This is a genomic window from Pantoea sp. T14 (assembly GCF_036663535.1).
In the GTDB taxonomy this organism is placed as follows: Bacteria; Pseudomonadota; Gammaproteobacteria; order Enterobacterales; family Enterobacteriaceae; genus Pantoea; species Pantoea phytostimulans.
In genome coordinates this window covers 146,435-161,226 of sequence record NZ_JAWUEB010000015.1, presented here as the reverse complement: position 1 = coordinate 161,226, position 14,792 = coordinate 146,435, and the positions used below count along the sequence as shown (strand labels likewise).

Sequence of the window (14,792 nt, the reverse complement as noted above, 5' to 3'; positions counted from 1 at the left end):
TTCAGCTTGATTGATGTATCCGTGATGGTCAAGCAGCTGACCATCTATCAAGGTTAAAGTTTCGCCACGTAATAGCCGATACCTTTCCCGTTTTAGGGCTTTTGGATTTTTTTTGCCTTTACTACACACATGGAATCTATCGAGATGAAACAGTTATCACTACGCACCGGGTTGCTGGCTATGCTGGCGTTTATGACACTGCTGCTGTTGGCGGTGAGTTTTATGGGAATTGTGGCAATCAACAAAGGGAACCGATCGCTGGATGTAATCAATCGCATTCAGGGCATCGAATTGAACAATCTTTACCAGAGCAATGCTGAGCTGATGCGCGCCCGCACTTTAGCGGCGCTGGCCGTGCGAAAAATTGAAATTGGTTTGCTGGACGAGGGCGCAGTCGTGACGAAACAGGCGCAAGCCGATGTCATCGATTCGCAAAAAAGTCTAAAACAGTTTATTGATGCAGGCACTGTTACTGAGCACGGCAAAAAACTGGCTGATGCGGTGGTCTCGAGCTACAAAGCCTATCTGGAGCAGGGCATCACACCGATGATGAGCGCGCTGGATAAACAGTACAATGACGAATATTACCAGCTGCTGGAAGGCGATCTCCCTACGCTGGCGGACAAATACAGCAAAGCGGTGGCAGATTTTGGGCAATACGCCAATGGCGTCACCGCTGCGCAGCTGGAGCAGGCGGCCTATAACGAAACCAAGATGAAAGTGCTGATCGCCGTCGCGGTGGCGCTCTCGCTGCTGCTATTGGTGTTGGCCTGGCAGCTGTTGCGCCGCATGTTGTTGCAGCCGCTGAACAGCGCCATCTTGCATCTGGAGCAAGTGGCGGTTGGCGATTTGTCGCACACCTTGCCGCTGGCGGGTAACAACGAATTAGGGCGTCTGAATAATGCACTGGCCGAGATGCAGCAAGCGTTACGTACCTCTGTAAATCAGGTGCGTGAAGCCAGCATGCAAATTGACGTTGGCAGCCGGGAGCTGGCGGCAGGCAATGTTCATCTCTCGCAGCGTACTGAGGAATCTGCAGCCTCGCTGGAGCAAACCGCCGCCAGTATGGAACAGTTAACCGCCACTGTGCGCCTCAACGCTACCAATGCGCAGCAAGCGAACCAATTGGCCAAGAGCGTTTCTGATACCGCCGATCGCGGCGCGGAAGTGGTGAGTTATGTGATGGAGAAGATGAGTGAAATCACTGAAAGTGCCCATCGCATTGGTGACATTCTTAGCGTGATTGATGGCATCGCCTTCCAGACCAATATCCTGGCGCTGAATGCGGCTGTAGAAGCCGCACGTGCGGGCGAACAAGGACGAGGCTTTGCCGTCGTTGCCAATGAGGTGCGCACGCTAGCACAACGTAGTGCTAATGCGGCGAAAGAAATTCGTACCTTGATCAGTGATTCGCAGACGCGCGTTAAAGAAGGCAGCGATATGGCGACCAAAGCGGGCGAAACCATGGATGAGATTTCGGGCGAAGTGATGCGCGTGACAGCATTGATGAAAGAGATTTCGCTGGCATCTGAAGAGCAGAGTCGCGGTATCGAGCAGGTTAATCAGGCGGTGACGCAAATGGATGAAGTGGCGCAACAGAATGCGGCGCTGGTGGAGCAGGCAACGGCGGCAACGCAATCGCTTGAGGCACAATCTGAACATCTACAGGCAACGATGGCGCAATTTCGATTGCAGGAAGCCTGATACAAAAAAGGGCGCGATCATCGCGCCCTTCATGATTAACCTTGACGGCAATCTGGGAATTCGCGCAGGAAGCGCTCCACATCATTGACCATCGCTTCATTGCCACAGTAGAACGGGCAACGCTGGTGCAGCGTGACAGGAGGAATGTCCAGAATACGGTTTTGACCATCGCTGGCTTTACCGCCTGCTTGCTCCGCGAGAAACGCCATTGGGTTGCATTCGTACAGTAAACGCAGCTTACCTTTGGTATGACTGGCCGTGCTCGGGTAAAGGTAGATGCCACCTTTCAGCAGGTTACGGTGGAAATCCGCCACCAGCGAGCCGATATAGCGTGAGGTATAAGGGCGCTTGGTCTCAATATCTTCTTCCTGACAGAATTTAAGATACTTTTTCACACCCTGTGGGAAACGAATGTAATTCCCTTCGTTGATAGAATAGGTGTAACCCTTTTCTGGGTAGGTCATGCGTTCGTGGCTCAGGCAGAACACGCCGAGCGACGGATCGTAAGTAAACGCATGCACGCCACAACCGGTGGTGTAAACCATCATGGTGGATGAGCCGTAAACCACGTAACCCGCAGCAACCTGCTTGTTTCCTGGCTGCATGAAGTCAGCTTCGACAACGGGCGTGCCGGGCTCGCTCACGCGGCGATAAATCGAGAAGATGGTGCCAACAGAAACGTTAACGTCGATGTTGGAAGAGCCATCCAGTGGATCCATCAACACCACATACTTACCGTTCTCTTCACCTTCAAAAATAACGAATTCGTCTTCTTCTTCAGACGCGATACCAGCAACAATGCCACGTGCTTTCAATGCTGCTTTCAGTTTTTCGTTGGCGAACAGATCCAGTTTCATCTGCTGTTCACCCTGAACATTTTCAACACCACTTGCGCCCAGAATATCCACTAAGCCGGCTTTGTTAATGTCGCGGTGGATGATTTTGGCCCCAAGCTTGATCGCTGAAATCAATGCGGTCAGTTCGCCTGTGGCGTGCGGAAAGTCGTGTTGCTTCTCGACGATAAATTCGCCTAACGTTTTCATAACACATTCCCTGAATCTTCGATGGAGTGGCAGCATGCGTAACAAACCACCAACGTATGCGTACGCAGTTTAGCCGATTGAACTTTAAAAACCATAGTCCTAATCCGTTTCTTCCGTCTGCGACCGGCGTTACACTGTGCGCCGAACTTTTAGGTAATGGACTTTGATATGCGCATTCACATCCTTGGGATTTGTGGCACTTTTATGGGCGGATTGGCGATGCTGGGGCGTTCGTTGGGTCATCAGGTGACGGGATCAGACGCCAACGTTTATCCACCAATGAGCACGCTGCTTGAGCAGCAAGGCATTGAATTAACAGAAGGTTACGATGTCGCCCAGCTCGATCCGGCACCGGACCTGGTGATCATCGGCAATGCGATGACGCGCGGCAATCCTTGTGTGGAAGCGGTACTGGAACGTAACATTCCTTACCTCTCCGGCCCGCAATGGTTGCATGATTTTGTCTTGCGCGATCGTTGGGTGCTGGCTGTCGCCGGAACCCATGGGAAAACCACCACAGCCGGCATGGCAGCGTGGATTCTTGAGTCTTGCGGCCTCGAACCGGGCTTCATTATCGGTGGCGTACCGGGCAACTTCGATGTGTCGGCAAAATTAGGAAAAAGTCCATTCTTCGTGATTGAAGCGGATGAGTACGATTGCGCGTTTTTCGACAAGCGTTCCAAGTTTGTTCATTACTGCCCACGCACCTTGATCCTGAATAACCTCGAATTCGATCACGCCGATATCTTTGACGATCTGAAAGCGATCCAGAAGCAGTTTCATCATCTGATCCGCATCGTGCCGGGCCAGGGCAAGATCCTGCTGCCAGAACACGATAATAACCTGAAGCAGGTGATGGCGATGGGTTGCTGGAGCGAGCAAGAGAGCGTTGGCGATAATGGTCATTGGCAGGCGAAAAAGCTGAAACCTGATGCGTCACACTGGGAAATCTATCTCGATGGCGCAAAAGTAGGTGAGGTGAACTGGGCGCTGGTTGGCGAACACAATATGCATAATGGTTTAATGGCGATCGCTGCCGCCCGTCATGTCGGTGTAAGGCCAGAAGATGCGGGCCAGGCGCTGGACAGCTTTATCAATGCCCGCCGTCGCCTTGAGCTGCGCGGTGATGTTAATGGCATCAAAGTGTACGACGATTTTGCTCACCACCCGACGGCTATTCTGGCAACGCTTGCCGCGCTGCGCAGTAAAGTCGGTGGTACGGCACGCATTCTGGCGGTGCTGGAGCCGCGTTCCAATACCATGAAAATGGGCGTGAATAAAAACGAGTTAGCCCCTTCGCTGGCACGCGCCGATGAAGTCTTCTTGTTCCAGCCGCATCACATTCCGTGGCAAGTCTCAGATGTCGCAGAAGCCTGCATGCAACCGGCACACTGCACGGCAGATATTGATACGCTGGTGGAAATGGTGGCAAAAGCTGCACAACCCGGTGATTCGATTCTGGTGATGAGTAACGGCGGATTTGGTGGGATACATCAGAAACTGCTGGATAGGTTACAAAAATAGCGTCGTAGCTCAATAAAAAGAAAAATGGCGGGTTTATTAACCCGCCATTTTTTTAACCTTCAGCTAACTCACGCAAGTACTGGAAAATCAGTCGTGCGGATTTAGGCGGCTTGTTAGCGGCTTTCTCTTTCTGCGCATTACGGATCATGCTGCGCAGCTGCTGACGATCAGCATGGGGATAGAGCGCAATCACATCTGTCATTGCGTCATCGCCTTGTTCGATCATACGGTCACGCAGCGCTTCCAGCTTATGGAACAGCGCAACCTGCTGATTGTGGCGGTTCTTCAGCTTATCCAGCGCCTGGCGGATCGGTTCTACGTCCATGCTGCGCATGATCTTACCGATTAACTGCAATTGACGGCGGCGACCTTCTTTCTTAATTCGCCCCGCCAGTTCGATCTCGGCACGCAAACGCTCATCCAACGGAATCTTATCGAGGGCATTTTTGCCCAGATCGACCAGTTCGGCACCCAGGCGTTTTAGCTCTTCAGCATCGCGTTTAATTTCGCTCTTACTGACCCAAATAATCTCTTCATCTTCTTCTTCCTGATTATCTGGCACATCGTCGAGCCACTCATCGGGCTGTTTGGTCATTTCTGGGCTCCCAAAAAAAAGAGGCTAATCCTACCAGTTTATCGGGTGACTGCGAAATTGTTCTCTGACTCTGATAGACTCAAATTATTCAACCATAAGATTAGACGGCAGGTCGATGAACGTATCTACTCAAGTTGCAGAACAGCGTAAAGTGTTGGAACAGGCGATTGCACAGGCGCTCGAACTGGCTAAAGCAAGTACTGACAGCGCAGAAGTGGCGGTAAGTAAAACGACCGGCATCGGTGTCAGCACGCGCTACGGTGAAGTGGAAAATGTCGAATTCAACAGCGACGGCGCGCTTGGCATCACCGTTTATCATCAAAATCGTAAAGGTAGCGCTTCATCGACTGACCTCAGCCCAGACGCTATCAAGCGTACTGTGCAGGCAGCGATTGATATTGCGCGTTACACGTCCCCCGATCCCTTTGCCGGTCCGGCTGATGCCGATCTACTGGCCTATGACGCACCGGATCTCGATCTTTACCATCCGTGGGAGATCGATGCCGATCGCGCTATTGAGCTGGCCGCGCAGGCGGAACAAGCCTCTTTACAAGCGGACAAGCGCATCACCAATACCGAAGGTGGCAGCTTTAACAGCCACGTCGGGATCAAAGTTTTTGGCAACAGCCACGGCATGCTGCAAAGCTATTGCTCAAGCCGCCATTCGCTCTCCAGCTGTGTGATTGCTGAGCAGGATGGCAACATGGAGCGTGATTACGCTTACACCATTGGTCGCGCTTTCGAGGATCTGAAAAGCCCCGAATGGGTCGGTGCAGAATGCGCACGGCGTACGCTGTCGCGTCTGGCACCGCGTAAACTTTCTACCATGAAAGCGCCGGTGATCTTCGCCCCTGAAGTCGCGACCGGCTTGTTCGGTCATTTGGTTGGCGCTATCAGCGGCAGCAGCGTTTACCGTAAATCCACTTTCCTGTTGGATTCACTGGGTCAGCAAATCCTGCCTGAATGGCTCACCATTCATGAGCAGCCGCATCTGCTGAAAGGGCTGGCTTCTACGCCGTTCGACAGCGAAGGCGTGCGCACCCAGGCGCGTGACATCATCAAAGAGGGTGTGCTGCAAACCTGGCTGATGACCAGCTATTCCGCACGTAAGTTAGGTTTAACCAGCACCGGTCACGCGGGCGGCATTCATAACTGGCGCATCGCCGGACAGGGCCATAGCTTTGACGATTTACTGAAGCAAATGGGTACTGGCTTAGTGGTAACCGAGCTGATGGGGCAAGGCGTTAGCGCCATTACCGGCGATTACTCACGCGGTGCCGCAGGGTTCTGGGTGGAAAATGGTGAGATTCAGTATCCGGTAAGCGAAATCACCATCGCCGGTAATCTCAAGGATATGTGGCGCAACATGGTCACTGTCGGTAACGATATCGAAACCCGCAGCAATATTCAGTGCGGCTCGGTATTACTGCCTGAGATGAAAATTGCCGGGCAATAAAGACATCGATTCCTGAAAGCAGCCAATTGGCTGCTTTTTTTTGACCACAATAAAAAGGAAAAAACGATGCGTAAGCATGTGATTGCAATGTTGTCTCTCTCTCTGCTCTTCTCCAGCGCCAGCCTCTACGCGGCTGAGTTGGAACACGATATGGACACGCTGAATGCCAATCTTAAAATCGTCAAGAAAACTGACGATGCGCAGGAGATGCAAAAAGCGTTAAGTGAAATGCGTTCGGCGGCGCAGGATGCGAAGAAATCAACGCCAGAAAAACTGGAAGGCCAACCGGCTGACAGTGCACAGATCAAAGATTTCCACGCGGGTCTGGATTCGCTAATTGCTCAGATCGACGTGGTGAACGAGCTGGCAAAATCAAACAATATTGATGGCGCCAAAACGGAAGCAAAAAAGCTGGACGATATTCGCACGGCTAACCATAAGAAGTTTCGCTAATTCCTGTGCCGGTCATCTGACCGGCTTTTTTTGTCATAACTTTTGCTTATTTCCTCACGCTTCAACAGGTTGCCAATCGAATTCACCTGCATGACTTACGCATAATCATCGCTTCCTTTCAGCACATCACGCATAACGCGACCTTTATCACACTAAACATGCAGCCTGCGATCTGGCGCACTGTGCTCACGTCGATTTCCACTTCCATCTGAAAAAGATGCGTCTCCAAAGCTTGCCTGCTTCCACGTAATTTATTTTCAACGCGAATTATCCGGTTTCAACAGGAGTAGCAAGGTGAGTAAAAACGGCGTCCAGGTGCAAGACGCACCCCCGGAGGAAGTCCAGCAGCTGGCAGACAAAGTACTGCAGCAGATCGCTGTGATCTATGCGCAACACGGTATTCAACCCAATGCGGTTCAGCAGCAAATGCTGGTTTCTCACGTACGTGCGATGGCATCGCGCTCGTTAACCGGCGAGCCGCTGCCAGAGGTTGAAGCTGACTTGTTTGAGGATATCTCTCCAGAAACCATGCAACTGTCGCAGCAGGTGGTGGATCTGTTTGGCAATTTGCCGCGCGAAGAGGCGTGGTTACTGTCCGTTCATATCGAAGTGGCACGCACCCATTAATTCACCTGGCTTCACCAAAGACGGTGAAGACTCGAAGAAAACGTTACGGGCAGAAACATCCGGCCCAGGCAGACATAACCCGAGGAACACAACATGGTAACTGTAGTGATTGGCGATCGTTTAGGTAAAGGTCAGAAAGTGGCGGCAGGCATTGAGAAAGCCGGTGGCCGGGCGGTGGTTGTTCCTGGTGTTGCGGCAGATATGAAGTTAGGCGACGTCATGAAAGCGGAAAACGCTGATTTTGGCATCTCCTTCTGTGGCAGCGGCGGCGCAGGTGCCATCACCGCACAGAACAAATATGGCTACAAAGCGAAGCACGGCATGCGTTCGATTGACGAAGGCGTTACCGCCATTAATGAAGGTGCAACCGTTTTAGGTTTTGGCTTCATGGACAAAGAAGAGTTAGGCGAGCGCTTAGTGCAGGCGTGGAACAAGAAATACGGCAGCTAACCATGAAAGAACAATACGTTACTCAGGTGACGGTGCAGGGTAAAGGCGAGACCAAAGCGAAAGCATTCGCCGATGCGCTGAGTCACGTGCAGAACCAGGTTCTGCGCGCGACGCAAAAGATTCTGTTGCGCATTGAGCCCGAAGATGTGCGGGTTTTACGTGCGCAGGAAAGCGTTAAAAACGAAAAATTCCTGTTTTTCTTTTTGGCGCGCCAACGGCGGAGCTACAGCGTTGAACTGGAGATTACCGTCAGCGTTACCGTGATCGATACCGAACAGGTTGCGTTCACGGCGGCTCCCTAAATTTACCCGTCAAATTCCAGGTTGCAGAGGTGTTAGCTTCGCGTCCCACTCCTTTATTGAGTCAACGCGTGGAGGTTCAGGCTGGCCGCCTTTAAGTAACGCAGAGTATTTGGGTAAGTGACGACAACAAAGGTAAAAAAAATATGTTTTTAATCATTTTGTTTAAGTCGTTGATCATTGGTGGATTAGTGGGGGTAGGCGTTGGCGCGGGTGCGGCACGTATGTTCCATGCGCCCACTACGCAGGGCATGGGCGCTTTTCGTACCTTAGGCGAGTTGAACTCGTGTGAGGGCGATCCCGCTTCCCACTTCTCCTTTGGTCTCGGTTTTTTCTTTAACGCCTGGGCTTCTTCCGTTGCGGCGGGTTCCTTCACGCAAGATGTTGATCATCGCATCATTCCAAACTGGGGCGCGGCAGCGTTGATGGTGAAGAATCGCAACGTGGCAGAAACGCTGCACGATCCGAAAAAAATGGCTATCGCCTGCGGCATTATCGGCATGATCGTGGTGGCCTTTCTTAACTCAACCGCATCGGCGGTGCCCGCGGCATTGCAGGTCACGGCGGTAAAAGTATTAGTACCTGCAGCCAATCTGCTGGTGAACACCGTGATGCCGGTGATCTTCTGGCTGGCAGCCATCGATGCGGGCAAGAAATCGGGCTTTTGGGCCACGATTTTTGGCGGCCTGGCGCAGCTGATCATGGGCAATGCTGTACCGGGGTTGGTGCTGGGTATTCTGATTGGTAAAGGGGTAGAAGAGAGCGGCTGGAACAAAGTTACCAAAGTCATGATGTTTGTCATCGTTCTGCTGTTCGTGCTCAGCGGCTTCTTCCGTGGCTTCGACATGAAGCTGCTGCAATCTTTCCAGTTAGGCATTCCGGGCTGGCTCGATTCCATTCACAACTCCATGAGTGGCAAATAAGATGAACGAAAATAAAAGTTTCTGGTACGCCGATTGGTCCTTCCCGATTTTTGTCGGTCTGCTCTCTTCTGGCGTCTTCGCCGGTACGCACATGTATTACCTTTACGGGATCGGTGCGTTCAACGAAGTGGCGTTTGTCTCGATGCTGCGTGCCGGCATGGAAACCGGCGTCTACGGCGCGGTGGCGGCGTTTGGTGCCAGCTTCTTGTTCGCTCGCATTATTGAAGGTTCGCTGGTGGGCATTCTCGACATCGGTGGTGCGATTCAAACCGGCGTTGGCCTCGGCGTTCCGGCGCTGTTGCTGGGGGCGGGCATTGTGTTTCCAGTGGCGAATTTTGCAGCTTCGCTGGTAACCGGTTTGGTGATTGGCCTGGCGATCGGCTACCTGATCATTCTGGCACGTAAATTCACCATCAATCAAAGCGACTCTACTTACGGTGCGGACGTGATGATGGGTGCCGGTAACGCTTCTGGCCGCTTTCTCGGCCCTTTAATCATTCTTTCTGCCATGGCGGCGTCGATTCCTATTGGATTGGGTTCGCTGCTGGGCGCGTTGCTGTTCTATCTCTGGAACAAACCGATTACCGGTGGCGCGATTCTCGGCGCGATGATTTTGGGTGCCATTTTCCCGATTGCGCTTTGATGCATCAGGCGGCTCGTCAGGGGGCCGCCGTTAAGGAGTAACCATGTTCGACTTGATTATTCGTGACGCGCGATTAAGCGATGAGCAGCGGGTCGATATCGCCGTGCTGGACGGAAAAATCGCCGCCATTGGTGATGTGCAGGGCAAAGCGAAAAGCGAACGCAATCTGGCGGGACGCTATTACCTCAGCGCAGGGTGGATCGATTCCCACGTTCACTGTTATCCCAAATCACCGATATACCATGATGAAGCCGATGCCATTGGCGTTAACCACGGCGTGACCACGGTGATTGATGCGGGCAGCACCGGCGCACAACACATTGACGACTTCTACCAGTTGACGCGTGCGGCACAAACTCAGGTTTATGCCCTGATTAATATCGCGCGTACCGGTATCGTCACCCAGAACGAACTCGCGGACATGACGCAGATTGATGGCCCCGCGGTTGAGCAAGCCGTGGCGCGCCTGCCCGATTTTATTGTTGGTTTGAAAGCCCGGATGAGCAGCAGCGTGGTGGGTGAAAACGGCATTCAACCGTTGGTCAAAGCCAAGGCGATTCAAAAAGCGGTTGGCGATCTGCCGCTAATGGTACACATCGGCAATAACCCGCCCGATCTCGACGAGATTGCCGATCTGCTCACTTCTGGCGACATCATCACCCATTGTTACAACGGCAAGCCCAATCGCATTTTAACGCCGCAGGGTGAACTCAAGGCAGCCGTGAAAAATGCTCTGGCTCGTGGTGTGCGGCTGGATGTGGGGCACGGCAGCGCCAGCTTCAGCTTTGACGTGGCGCGGGTGGCCATTGCGCAGGGCATTTTACCCGACAGCATCAGCTCTGACATTTACTGTCGCAATCGCCTGAACGGCCCCGTGCATAACCTGGCGCACGTGATGTCGAAATTTTTCAGCGTTGGCATGACGCTGCCGCAAGTGATCGACTGCGTAACCTGGAAAGCTGCGGATGGCTTACGCCTGACGCACAAAGGACGCCTTGAGGTCGGTTTTGACGCCGACCTGACCATTTTTACCGTCAAAGAGGAAGCTCACCCGTTCGTCGATTCAGAAGGCGAACGGGTTGAGGGCGAGAAACATCTGATTCCGCTAGCCGCTGTTGTGGCTGGAGAGTGGATCCTGACTGAAGAAGGGAAAGCCAATGTCTCTACTATATGAAAAATATGGCCTTAAGCAGGTCATCAACGCCTCGGGGCGCATGACGATCCTTGGCGTTTCTACGCCATCAGCCGACGTCATTGATACGGTTAAGTATGGCCTCGATCACTACTTCGAAATGAAAGATCTGGTGAACAAGACCGGTGCTTATATTGCCGGTTTGCTGCAGGTTGAAGATGCTGTGGTGGTGTCTTGTGCTTCAGCCGGTATTGCGCAGAGCGTGGCAGCGGTTATTGTCAAAGACAACGACTGGCTGTTGGATAATCTGCATGCCGCGCCGCTTAACGTGCCGCACGACATCGTCGTACCCAAAGGGCATAACGTGAATTATGGCGCGCCGGTGGGCAGTATGGTGGCGTTGGGTGGCGGTAAGCTAGTGGAAGCGGGCTACAGCAATGAGTGCTCGCCTGAACAGCTGGCAGCAGCCATCACGCCGCAAACGGCAGCGATCCTCTATGTTAAATCCCATCACTGCGTGCAAAAAAGCCATCTCAGCGTTGAGCAGGCCGCTGTGGTAGCGCGTAAGCATGGTGTACCGTTAATCGTTGATGCCGCCGCTGAAGAGGATTTGCAGTGCTATTACCAGTTCGGTGCAGATCTGGTGATCTATAGCGGTGCAAAAGCCATTGAAGGCCCTACCAGCGGGCTGGTGATTGGCAAAAAACATTATGTGGAATGGGTAAAACGCCAGAGCAACGGCATTGGCCGCGCAATGAAAGTCGGCAAAGAGGGCATTCTTGGCCTGACGCAGGCGATTGAAAACTATCTGACACACGAGAAAACCAGCGGTGCGCAGATGGTAGAAAAAATGACGCCCTTCATTGAAAATCTCAACACCCTCAGCGGCGTCACAGCGCGTGTGGTGTGGGACGCCGCTGGACGAGATATTGCGCGCGCTGAAATCAAATTTGATGAGTCAGTGATCAACCAGCGCACCGGCGATCTGGTTCAGGCGCTGAAAACCGGCGACATTGCCATTTACTTCCGCGGCTATAAAGCCAACGAAGGCATCATCGAAGCTGATGTTCGCAGCGTCAGTGCCGAGCAGTTACAGGTTATTTTCACGTCTATTCAGGCACTGTTAAACGAGGCAAAAAAAGCATGACGCTGACACCCAATTTTTATCAGGATCGTTTGTGCCTCAACGTGCTGGCAGGATCGAAAGAGAATGCGCGCGCCATTTGGCAAGCGGCAGAAGGGCATGTTTTGGTCGGTGTGCTGTCGAAAAACTACGCCAGCAATGAGGCGGCGATAGCCGATATGCGCGAGTACGCGGCGCTGATTGATAACGCGCTGTCAGTGGGATTAGGGGCGGGCGATCCTCATCAATCCATGATGGTGAGCGAGATTTCCGCAGTGCTGCAACCGCAGCACGTCAACCAGGTTTTCACCGGTGTGGGCACCAGCCGCGCCCTGTTGGGGCAATCACAAACTGTGGTAAATGGCTTGATTTCACCGACCGGAACGCCAGGTAAAGTCAAAATCTCTACCGGGCCGCTCAGCGCGCAAAGCAGTGATGGCATTGTGCCGATTGAAACAGCTATCGCGCTGCTGAAAGACATGGGCGGCAGCTCGGTGAAATATTTCCCGATGGGCGGACTGGAGGCTGTGGATGAGTATCGTGCGGTGGCAGAAGCCTGCGCCAAACACGATTTCTGGCTGGAACCCACTGGCGGCATCGATCTGGAAAACGTAGAAGAGATCCTACGTATTGCGTTAGACGCGGGCGTCAGCAAAGTGATCCCACACGTCTACAGCGCGATCATTGATAAAGCCAGCGGCGAAACGCGCGTAGAAGATGTGCGCCAGCTTCTGGCGATATGCAAGAAACTGTTGGCTTGACGATCAATCTCGCGCCTTCACACACAATATGAGGGCGTACAGCAACATGGACGTTGGATTTTTCATAACCGTAAGCTAACGTTTTGGAAGCCTTTTTTCCAACTGCTGCAACAGGGACAATATTGTGAGATTTCCCAATCAACGCCTTGCGCAACTGTTTGACGCCTTGAAAAACGAAACGCTGCCGCAGGATGAACTGGCGCGGCGCTTTGCCGTTTCAACGCGTACTGTGCGCACCGACATCACCGCGCTCAATGCATTACTGGAGCAGCATGGCGCACAGTTTGTCCTGAATCGCGGAGCGGGTTATCAGCTAAAAGTGGACGATGCGCAGCGTTTCCAGCATCTGCAGCAGCAAACCCGTTCGCCGCTGCGGGTGCCGCGAACTTCACCAGACCGGATTCGCTATCTACTGACTCGCTTTCTGACCGCCGCCTATTCACTCAAGCTAGAGGATCTGGCAGAAGAGTGGTTTGTCAGCCGCGCCACGCTTCAGAACGATATGGCTGAAGTCCGTGAATGGCTGGGGCGTTATCACCTCACCATTGAAAGCAAGCCGCATTACGGTATGAAGCTGTTTGGTAGCGAGGTCGCGATTCGTACCTGCTTAACTGACCTGCTGTGGCAAATCGATCAGGAACAACCCGACAGTCCGCTAGTGACAATTGAAGCGTTGAACCGCGGCATTTTGGCGAGCCTACAGCCGATGCTGCAACGCTGTTTTGCCTGTCACAACATTCGCCTCAGCGATGAAGGTGAGCGCTATTTGCGGCTTTACTGCGCAGTAGCGGTACGGCGGATCAGTGAAGGTTATCCGCTCAACGATCCTGGCGCGGAAGATATTGGCGATGAAGTGCGTGAAGCAGCACATGATCTGATTAATCAACTGCGCCCGCTGGTAAGCAAACCTATTTCTCCGGCGGAAGAGAACTGGCTACGGGTGAATATTGCAGCGCGGCGAATTCAGGATGTTGCGCCCAGCGCTATCAATGCCGATGATGCCGACGCGCTGGTGGATTATCTGCTCAGCTACATCAATAACCATTACAACTTCAACCTGCAAAGCGATGAACAACTGCGCGCCGACCTGCTTACGCATATCAAAACCATGATTACGCGGGTGCGCTACCAAATTCATATTCCTAACCCGCTGTTAGATAACATCAAGCAGCATTATCCAATGGCCTATGATGTGACGCTGGCGGCCGTAACCAGCTGGGGGAAATATACGCCTTACGTCATCAGCGAAAATGAAATTGGCTTCCTGGTGCTGCATATCGGCGTAGGGCTGGAGCGACATTATGACGTGGGATATCAGCGTCATCCGCAAGTGCTGCTGGTCTGCGATAGCGGCAATTCAACGCTACGAATGATCGAAGCGATGCTGATGCGTAAATACCCGCAGTTGCAGGTGACGGCACGTTTATCACAGCGGGAATATGAGGCGCGCACGCGCATTGACGAAGATTTTGTCATTTCGACCATTCGTCTCAGTGAGAAAGAGAAGCCGGTGGTGGTGATGTCGCCTTTTCCCACCGGTTTTCAACTTGAGCAGATAGGCAAACTGGTGCTGGTGGATCGCACGCGTCCCTATATGTTAGAGAAATTTTTTGATGCCCAGCACTTCTTGATTGTTGATCGTCCGATGACACAGTCGCAGCTCTTCGGTCAGCTCTGCAAACAGTTAGAAGCGGAAGGGTTTGTTGATGCTGAATTTTACCCGTCGGTAGAGGAGCGTGAAGCGATTGTCAGTACCATGTTGGGTGAAGGCATTGCGCTGCCACACTCGCTGGGTTTACTGGCGAAGAAAACCGTTGTCTATACCGTATTGGCTCCGCAAGGCATTGCGTGGGGCGATGATACGGCGTATGTGATTTTCCTGCTGGCGATCAGTAAAAGCGAATATGAAGAGGCGATGGCAATTTATGATCTGTTCGTGACCTTCTTGCGTGAGCGTGCGATGACCCGATTACGTGACAGCGCTGATTTTGGCAGTTTTAAAGCGGTAGCGATGGATTGTTTAAGTCGTTTGTAGGTATGCGAGAGCGGGATGCTGAGC

15 protein-coding genes are annotated in these 14,792 nt (G+C 52.7%); 13 read left to right on the top strand and 2 right to left on the bottom strand.

Going from position 1 to position 14,792, the window contains the following annotated elements:
• The first annotated feature begins 144 nt into the window (after nucleotides 1-144).
• On the top strand, nucleotides 145-1,704 hold the full coding sequence (locus tag SC127_RS06675) for a methyl-accepting chemotaxis protein (protein WP_243078854.1): 1,560 nt from the start codon (nucleotides 145-147) through the stop codon (nucleotides 1,702-1,704).
• Between the two features lie 35 nt (nucleotides 1,705-1,739).
• Here SC127_RS06675 and fbp read toward each other — a convergent pair whose 3' ends face one another.
• Entirely contained in the window at nucleotides 1,740-2,747 is a 1,008-nt protein-coding gene (gene fbp / locus SC127_RS06670; RefSeq protein ID WP_215845499.1) for a class 1 fructose-bisphosphatase, read from the bottom strand.
• Between the two features lie 168 nt (nucleotides 2,748-2,915).
• On the opposite strand from fbp, the gene mpl reads away from it, so the two are divergent.
• Complete coding sequence (gene mpl, locus SC127_RS06665) at nucleotides 2,916-4,271, top strand: UDP-N-acetylmuramate:L-alanyl-gamma-D-glutamyl-meso-diaminopimelate ligase (protein WP_215845500.1); 1,356 nt, start codon at nucleotides 2,916-2,918, stop codon at nucleotides 4,269-4,271.
• A gap of 52 nt (nucleotides 4,272-4,323) precedes the next feature.
• On the opposite strand, the gene yjgA is transcribed toward mpl, so the two are convergent.
• Nucleotides 4,324-4,866 (bottom strand): ribosome biogenesis factor YjgA, encoded by a 543-nt coding sequence (gene yjgA / locus SC127_RS06660; RefSeq protein ID WP_215845501.1) that lies wholly within the window; start codon nucleotides 4,864-4,866, stop codon nucleotides 4,324-4,326.
• Between the two features lie 115 nt (nucleotides 4,867-4,981).
• On the opposite strand from yjgA, the gene pmbA reads away from it, so the two are divergent.
• The 11 genes from pmbA to SC127_RS06605 all read left to right on the top strand — a co-directional run bounded on the left by pmbA (nucleotide 4,982) and on the right by SC127_RS06605 (nucleotide 14,768).
• The gene (gene pmbA, locus SC127_RS06655) at nucleotides 4,982-6,322 is read left to right on the top strand and encodes a metalloprotease PmbA (RefSeq protein WP_215845502.1); all 1,341 of its coding nucleotides are present in this window, start codon (nucleotides 4,982-4,984) and stop codon (nucleotides 6,320-6,322) included.
• A gap of 66 nt (nucleotides 6,323-6,388) precedes the next feature.
• Complete coding sequence (gene cybC, locus SC127_RS06650) at nucleotides 6,389-6,775, top strand: cytochrome b562 (protein WP_215845503.1); 387 nt, start codon at nucleotides 6,389-6,391, stop codon at nucleotides 6,773-6,775.
• Nucleotides 6,776-7,069: 294 nt separating this feature from the next.
• The gene (locus tag SC127_RS06645) at nucleotides 7,070-7,402 is read left to right on the top strand and encodes a glycine dehydrogenase (RefSeq protein ID WP_243078856.1); all 333 of its coding nucleotides are present in this window, start codon (nucleotides 7,070-7,072) and stop codon (nucleotides 7,400-7,402) included.
• A 93-nt stretch (nucleotides 7,403-7,495) separates the two neighbouring features.
• The gene (locus SC127_RS06640) at nucleotides 7,496-7,852 is read left to right on the top strand and encodes an SFCGS family glycine-rich protein (RefSeq protein ID WP_031376389.1); all 357 of its coding nucleotides are present in this window, start codon (nucleotides 7,496-7,498) and stop codon (nucleotides 7,850-7,852) included.
• A gap of 2 nt (nucleotides 7,853-7,854) precedes the next feature.
• Nucleotides 7,855-8,154: a DUF4312 family protein gene (locus SC127_RS06635; protein WP_215845504.1), complete on the top strand. Its 300-nt coding sequence runs from the start codon at nucleotides 7,855-7,857 to the stop codon at nucleotides 8,152-8,154.
• 143 nt (nucleotides 8,155-8,297) lie between these two features.
• Nucleotides 8,298-9,074, top strand: a complete 777-nt coding sequence (locus SC127_RS06630) for a DUF4311 domain-containing protein (RefSeq protein ID WP_243078857.1) — start codon at nucleotides 8,298-8,300, stop codon at nucleotides 9,072-9,074.
• Nucleotide 9,075: 1 nt separating this feature from the next.
• On the top strand, nucleotides 9,076-9,717 hold the full coding sequence (locus tag SC127_RS06625; RefSeq protein WP_215845505.1) for a DUF4310 family protein: 642 nt from the start codon (nucleotides 9,076-9,078) through the stop codon (nucleotides 9,715-9,717).
• A gap of 43 nt (nucleotides 9,718-9,760) precedes the next feature.
• A complete protein-coding gene (locus tag SC127_RS06620) occupies nucleotides 9,761-10,891 on the top strand; it encodes an amidohydrolase/deacetylase family metallohydrolase (protein ID WP_332625835.1) in 1,131 nt (376 codons plus the stop codon).
• Complete coding sequence (locus SC127_RS06615; RefSeq protein ID WP_332625834.1) at nucleotides 10,875-11,996, top strand: DgaE family pyridoxal phosphate-dependent ammonia lyase; 1,122 nt, start codon at nucleotides 10,875-10,877, stop codon at nucleotides 11,994-11,996. Before SC127_RS06620 ends, SC127_RS06615 begins: the two co-directional genes overlap by 17 nt.
• Complete coding sequence (gene dagF / locus SC127_RS06610; RefSeq protein ID WP_332625833.1) at nucleotides 11,993-12,733, top strand: 2-dehydro-3-deoxy-phosphogluconate aldolase; 741 nt, start codon at nucleotides 11,993-11,995, stop codon at nucleotides 12,731-12,733. The genes SC127_RS06615 and dagF overlap by 4 nt, the downstream gene beginning before the upstream one ends.
• Nucleotides 12,734-12,857: 124 nt before the next feature.
• Nucleotides 12,858-14,768, top strand: coding sequence for a BglG family transcription antiterminator (locus tag SC127_RS06605; RefSeq protein WP_243078859.1), 1,911 nt, complete (start codon nucleotides 12,858-12,860; stop codon nucleotides 14,766-14,768).
• Nucleotides 14,769-14,792 lie beyond the last annotated feature (24 nt).

Excerpts from the sequence above, each read along its gene's own strand:
- SC127_RS06675 (WP_243078854.1), top strand. The coding sequence starts at position 145 with ATGAAACAGTTATCACTACGCACCGGGTTGCTGGCTATGCTGGCGTTT.
- fbp (WP_215845499.1), bottom strand. The coding sequence starts at position 2,747 with ATGAAAACGTTAGGCGAATTTATCGTCGAGAAGCAACACGACTTTCCG.
- mpl (WP_215845500.1), top strand. The coding sequence starts at position 2,916 with ATGCGCATTCACATCCTTGGGATTTGTGGCACTTTTATGGGCGGATTG.
- yjgA (WP_215845501.1), bottom strand. The coding sequence starts at position 4,866 with ATGACCAAACAGCCCGATGAGTGGCTCGACGATGTGCCAGATAATCAG.
- pmbA (WP_215845502.1), top strand. The coding sequence starts at position 4,982 with ATGAACGTATCTACTCAAGTTGCAGAACAGCGTAAAGTGTTGGAACAG.
- cybC (WP_215845503.1), top strand. The coding sequence starts at position 6,389 with ATGCGTAAGCATGTGATTGCAATGTTGTCTCTCTCTCTGCTCTTCTCC.
- SC127_RS06640 (WP_031376389.1), top strand. The coding sequence starts at position 7,496 with ATGGTAACTGTAGTGATTGGCGATCGTTTAGGTAAAGGTCAGAAAGTG.
- SC127_RS06635 (WP_215845504.1), top strand. The coding sequence starts at position 7,855 with ATGAAAGAACAATACGTTACTCAGGTGACGGTGCAGGGTAAAGGCGAG.
- SC127_RS06630 (WP_243078857.1), top strand. The coding sequence starts at position 8,298 with ATGTTTTTAATCATTTTGTTTAAGTCGTTGATCATTGGTGGATTAGTG.
- SC127_RS06625 (WP_215845505.1), top strand. The coding sequence starts at position 9,076 with ATGAACGAAAATAAAAGTTTCTGGTACGCCGATTGGTCCTTCCCGATT.
- SC127_RS06620 (WP_332625835.1), top strand. The coding sequence starts at position 9,761 with ATGTTCGACTTGATTATTCGTGACGCGCGATTAAGCGATGAGCAGCGG.
- SC127_RS06615 (WP_332625834.1), top strand. The coding sequence starts at position 10,875 with ATGTCTCTACTATATGAAAAATATGGCCTTAAGCAGGTCATCAACGCC.
- dagF (WP_332625833.1), top strand. The coding sequence starts at position 11,993 with ATGACGCTGACACCCAATTTTTATCAGGATCGTTTGTGCCTCAACGTG.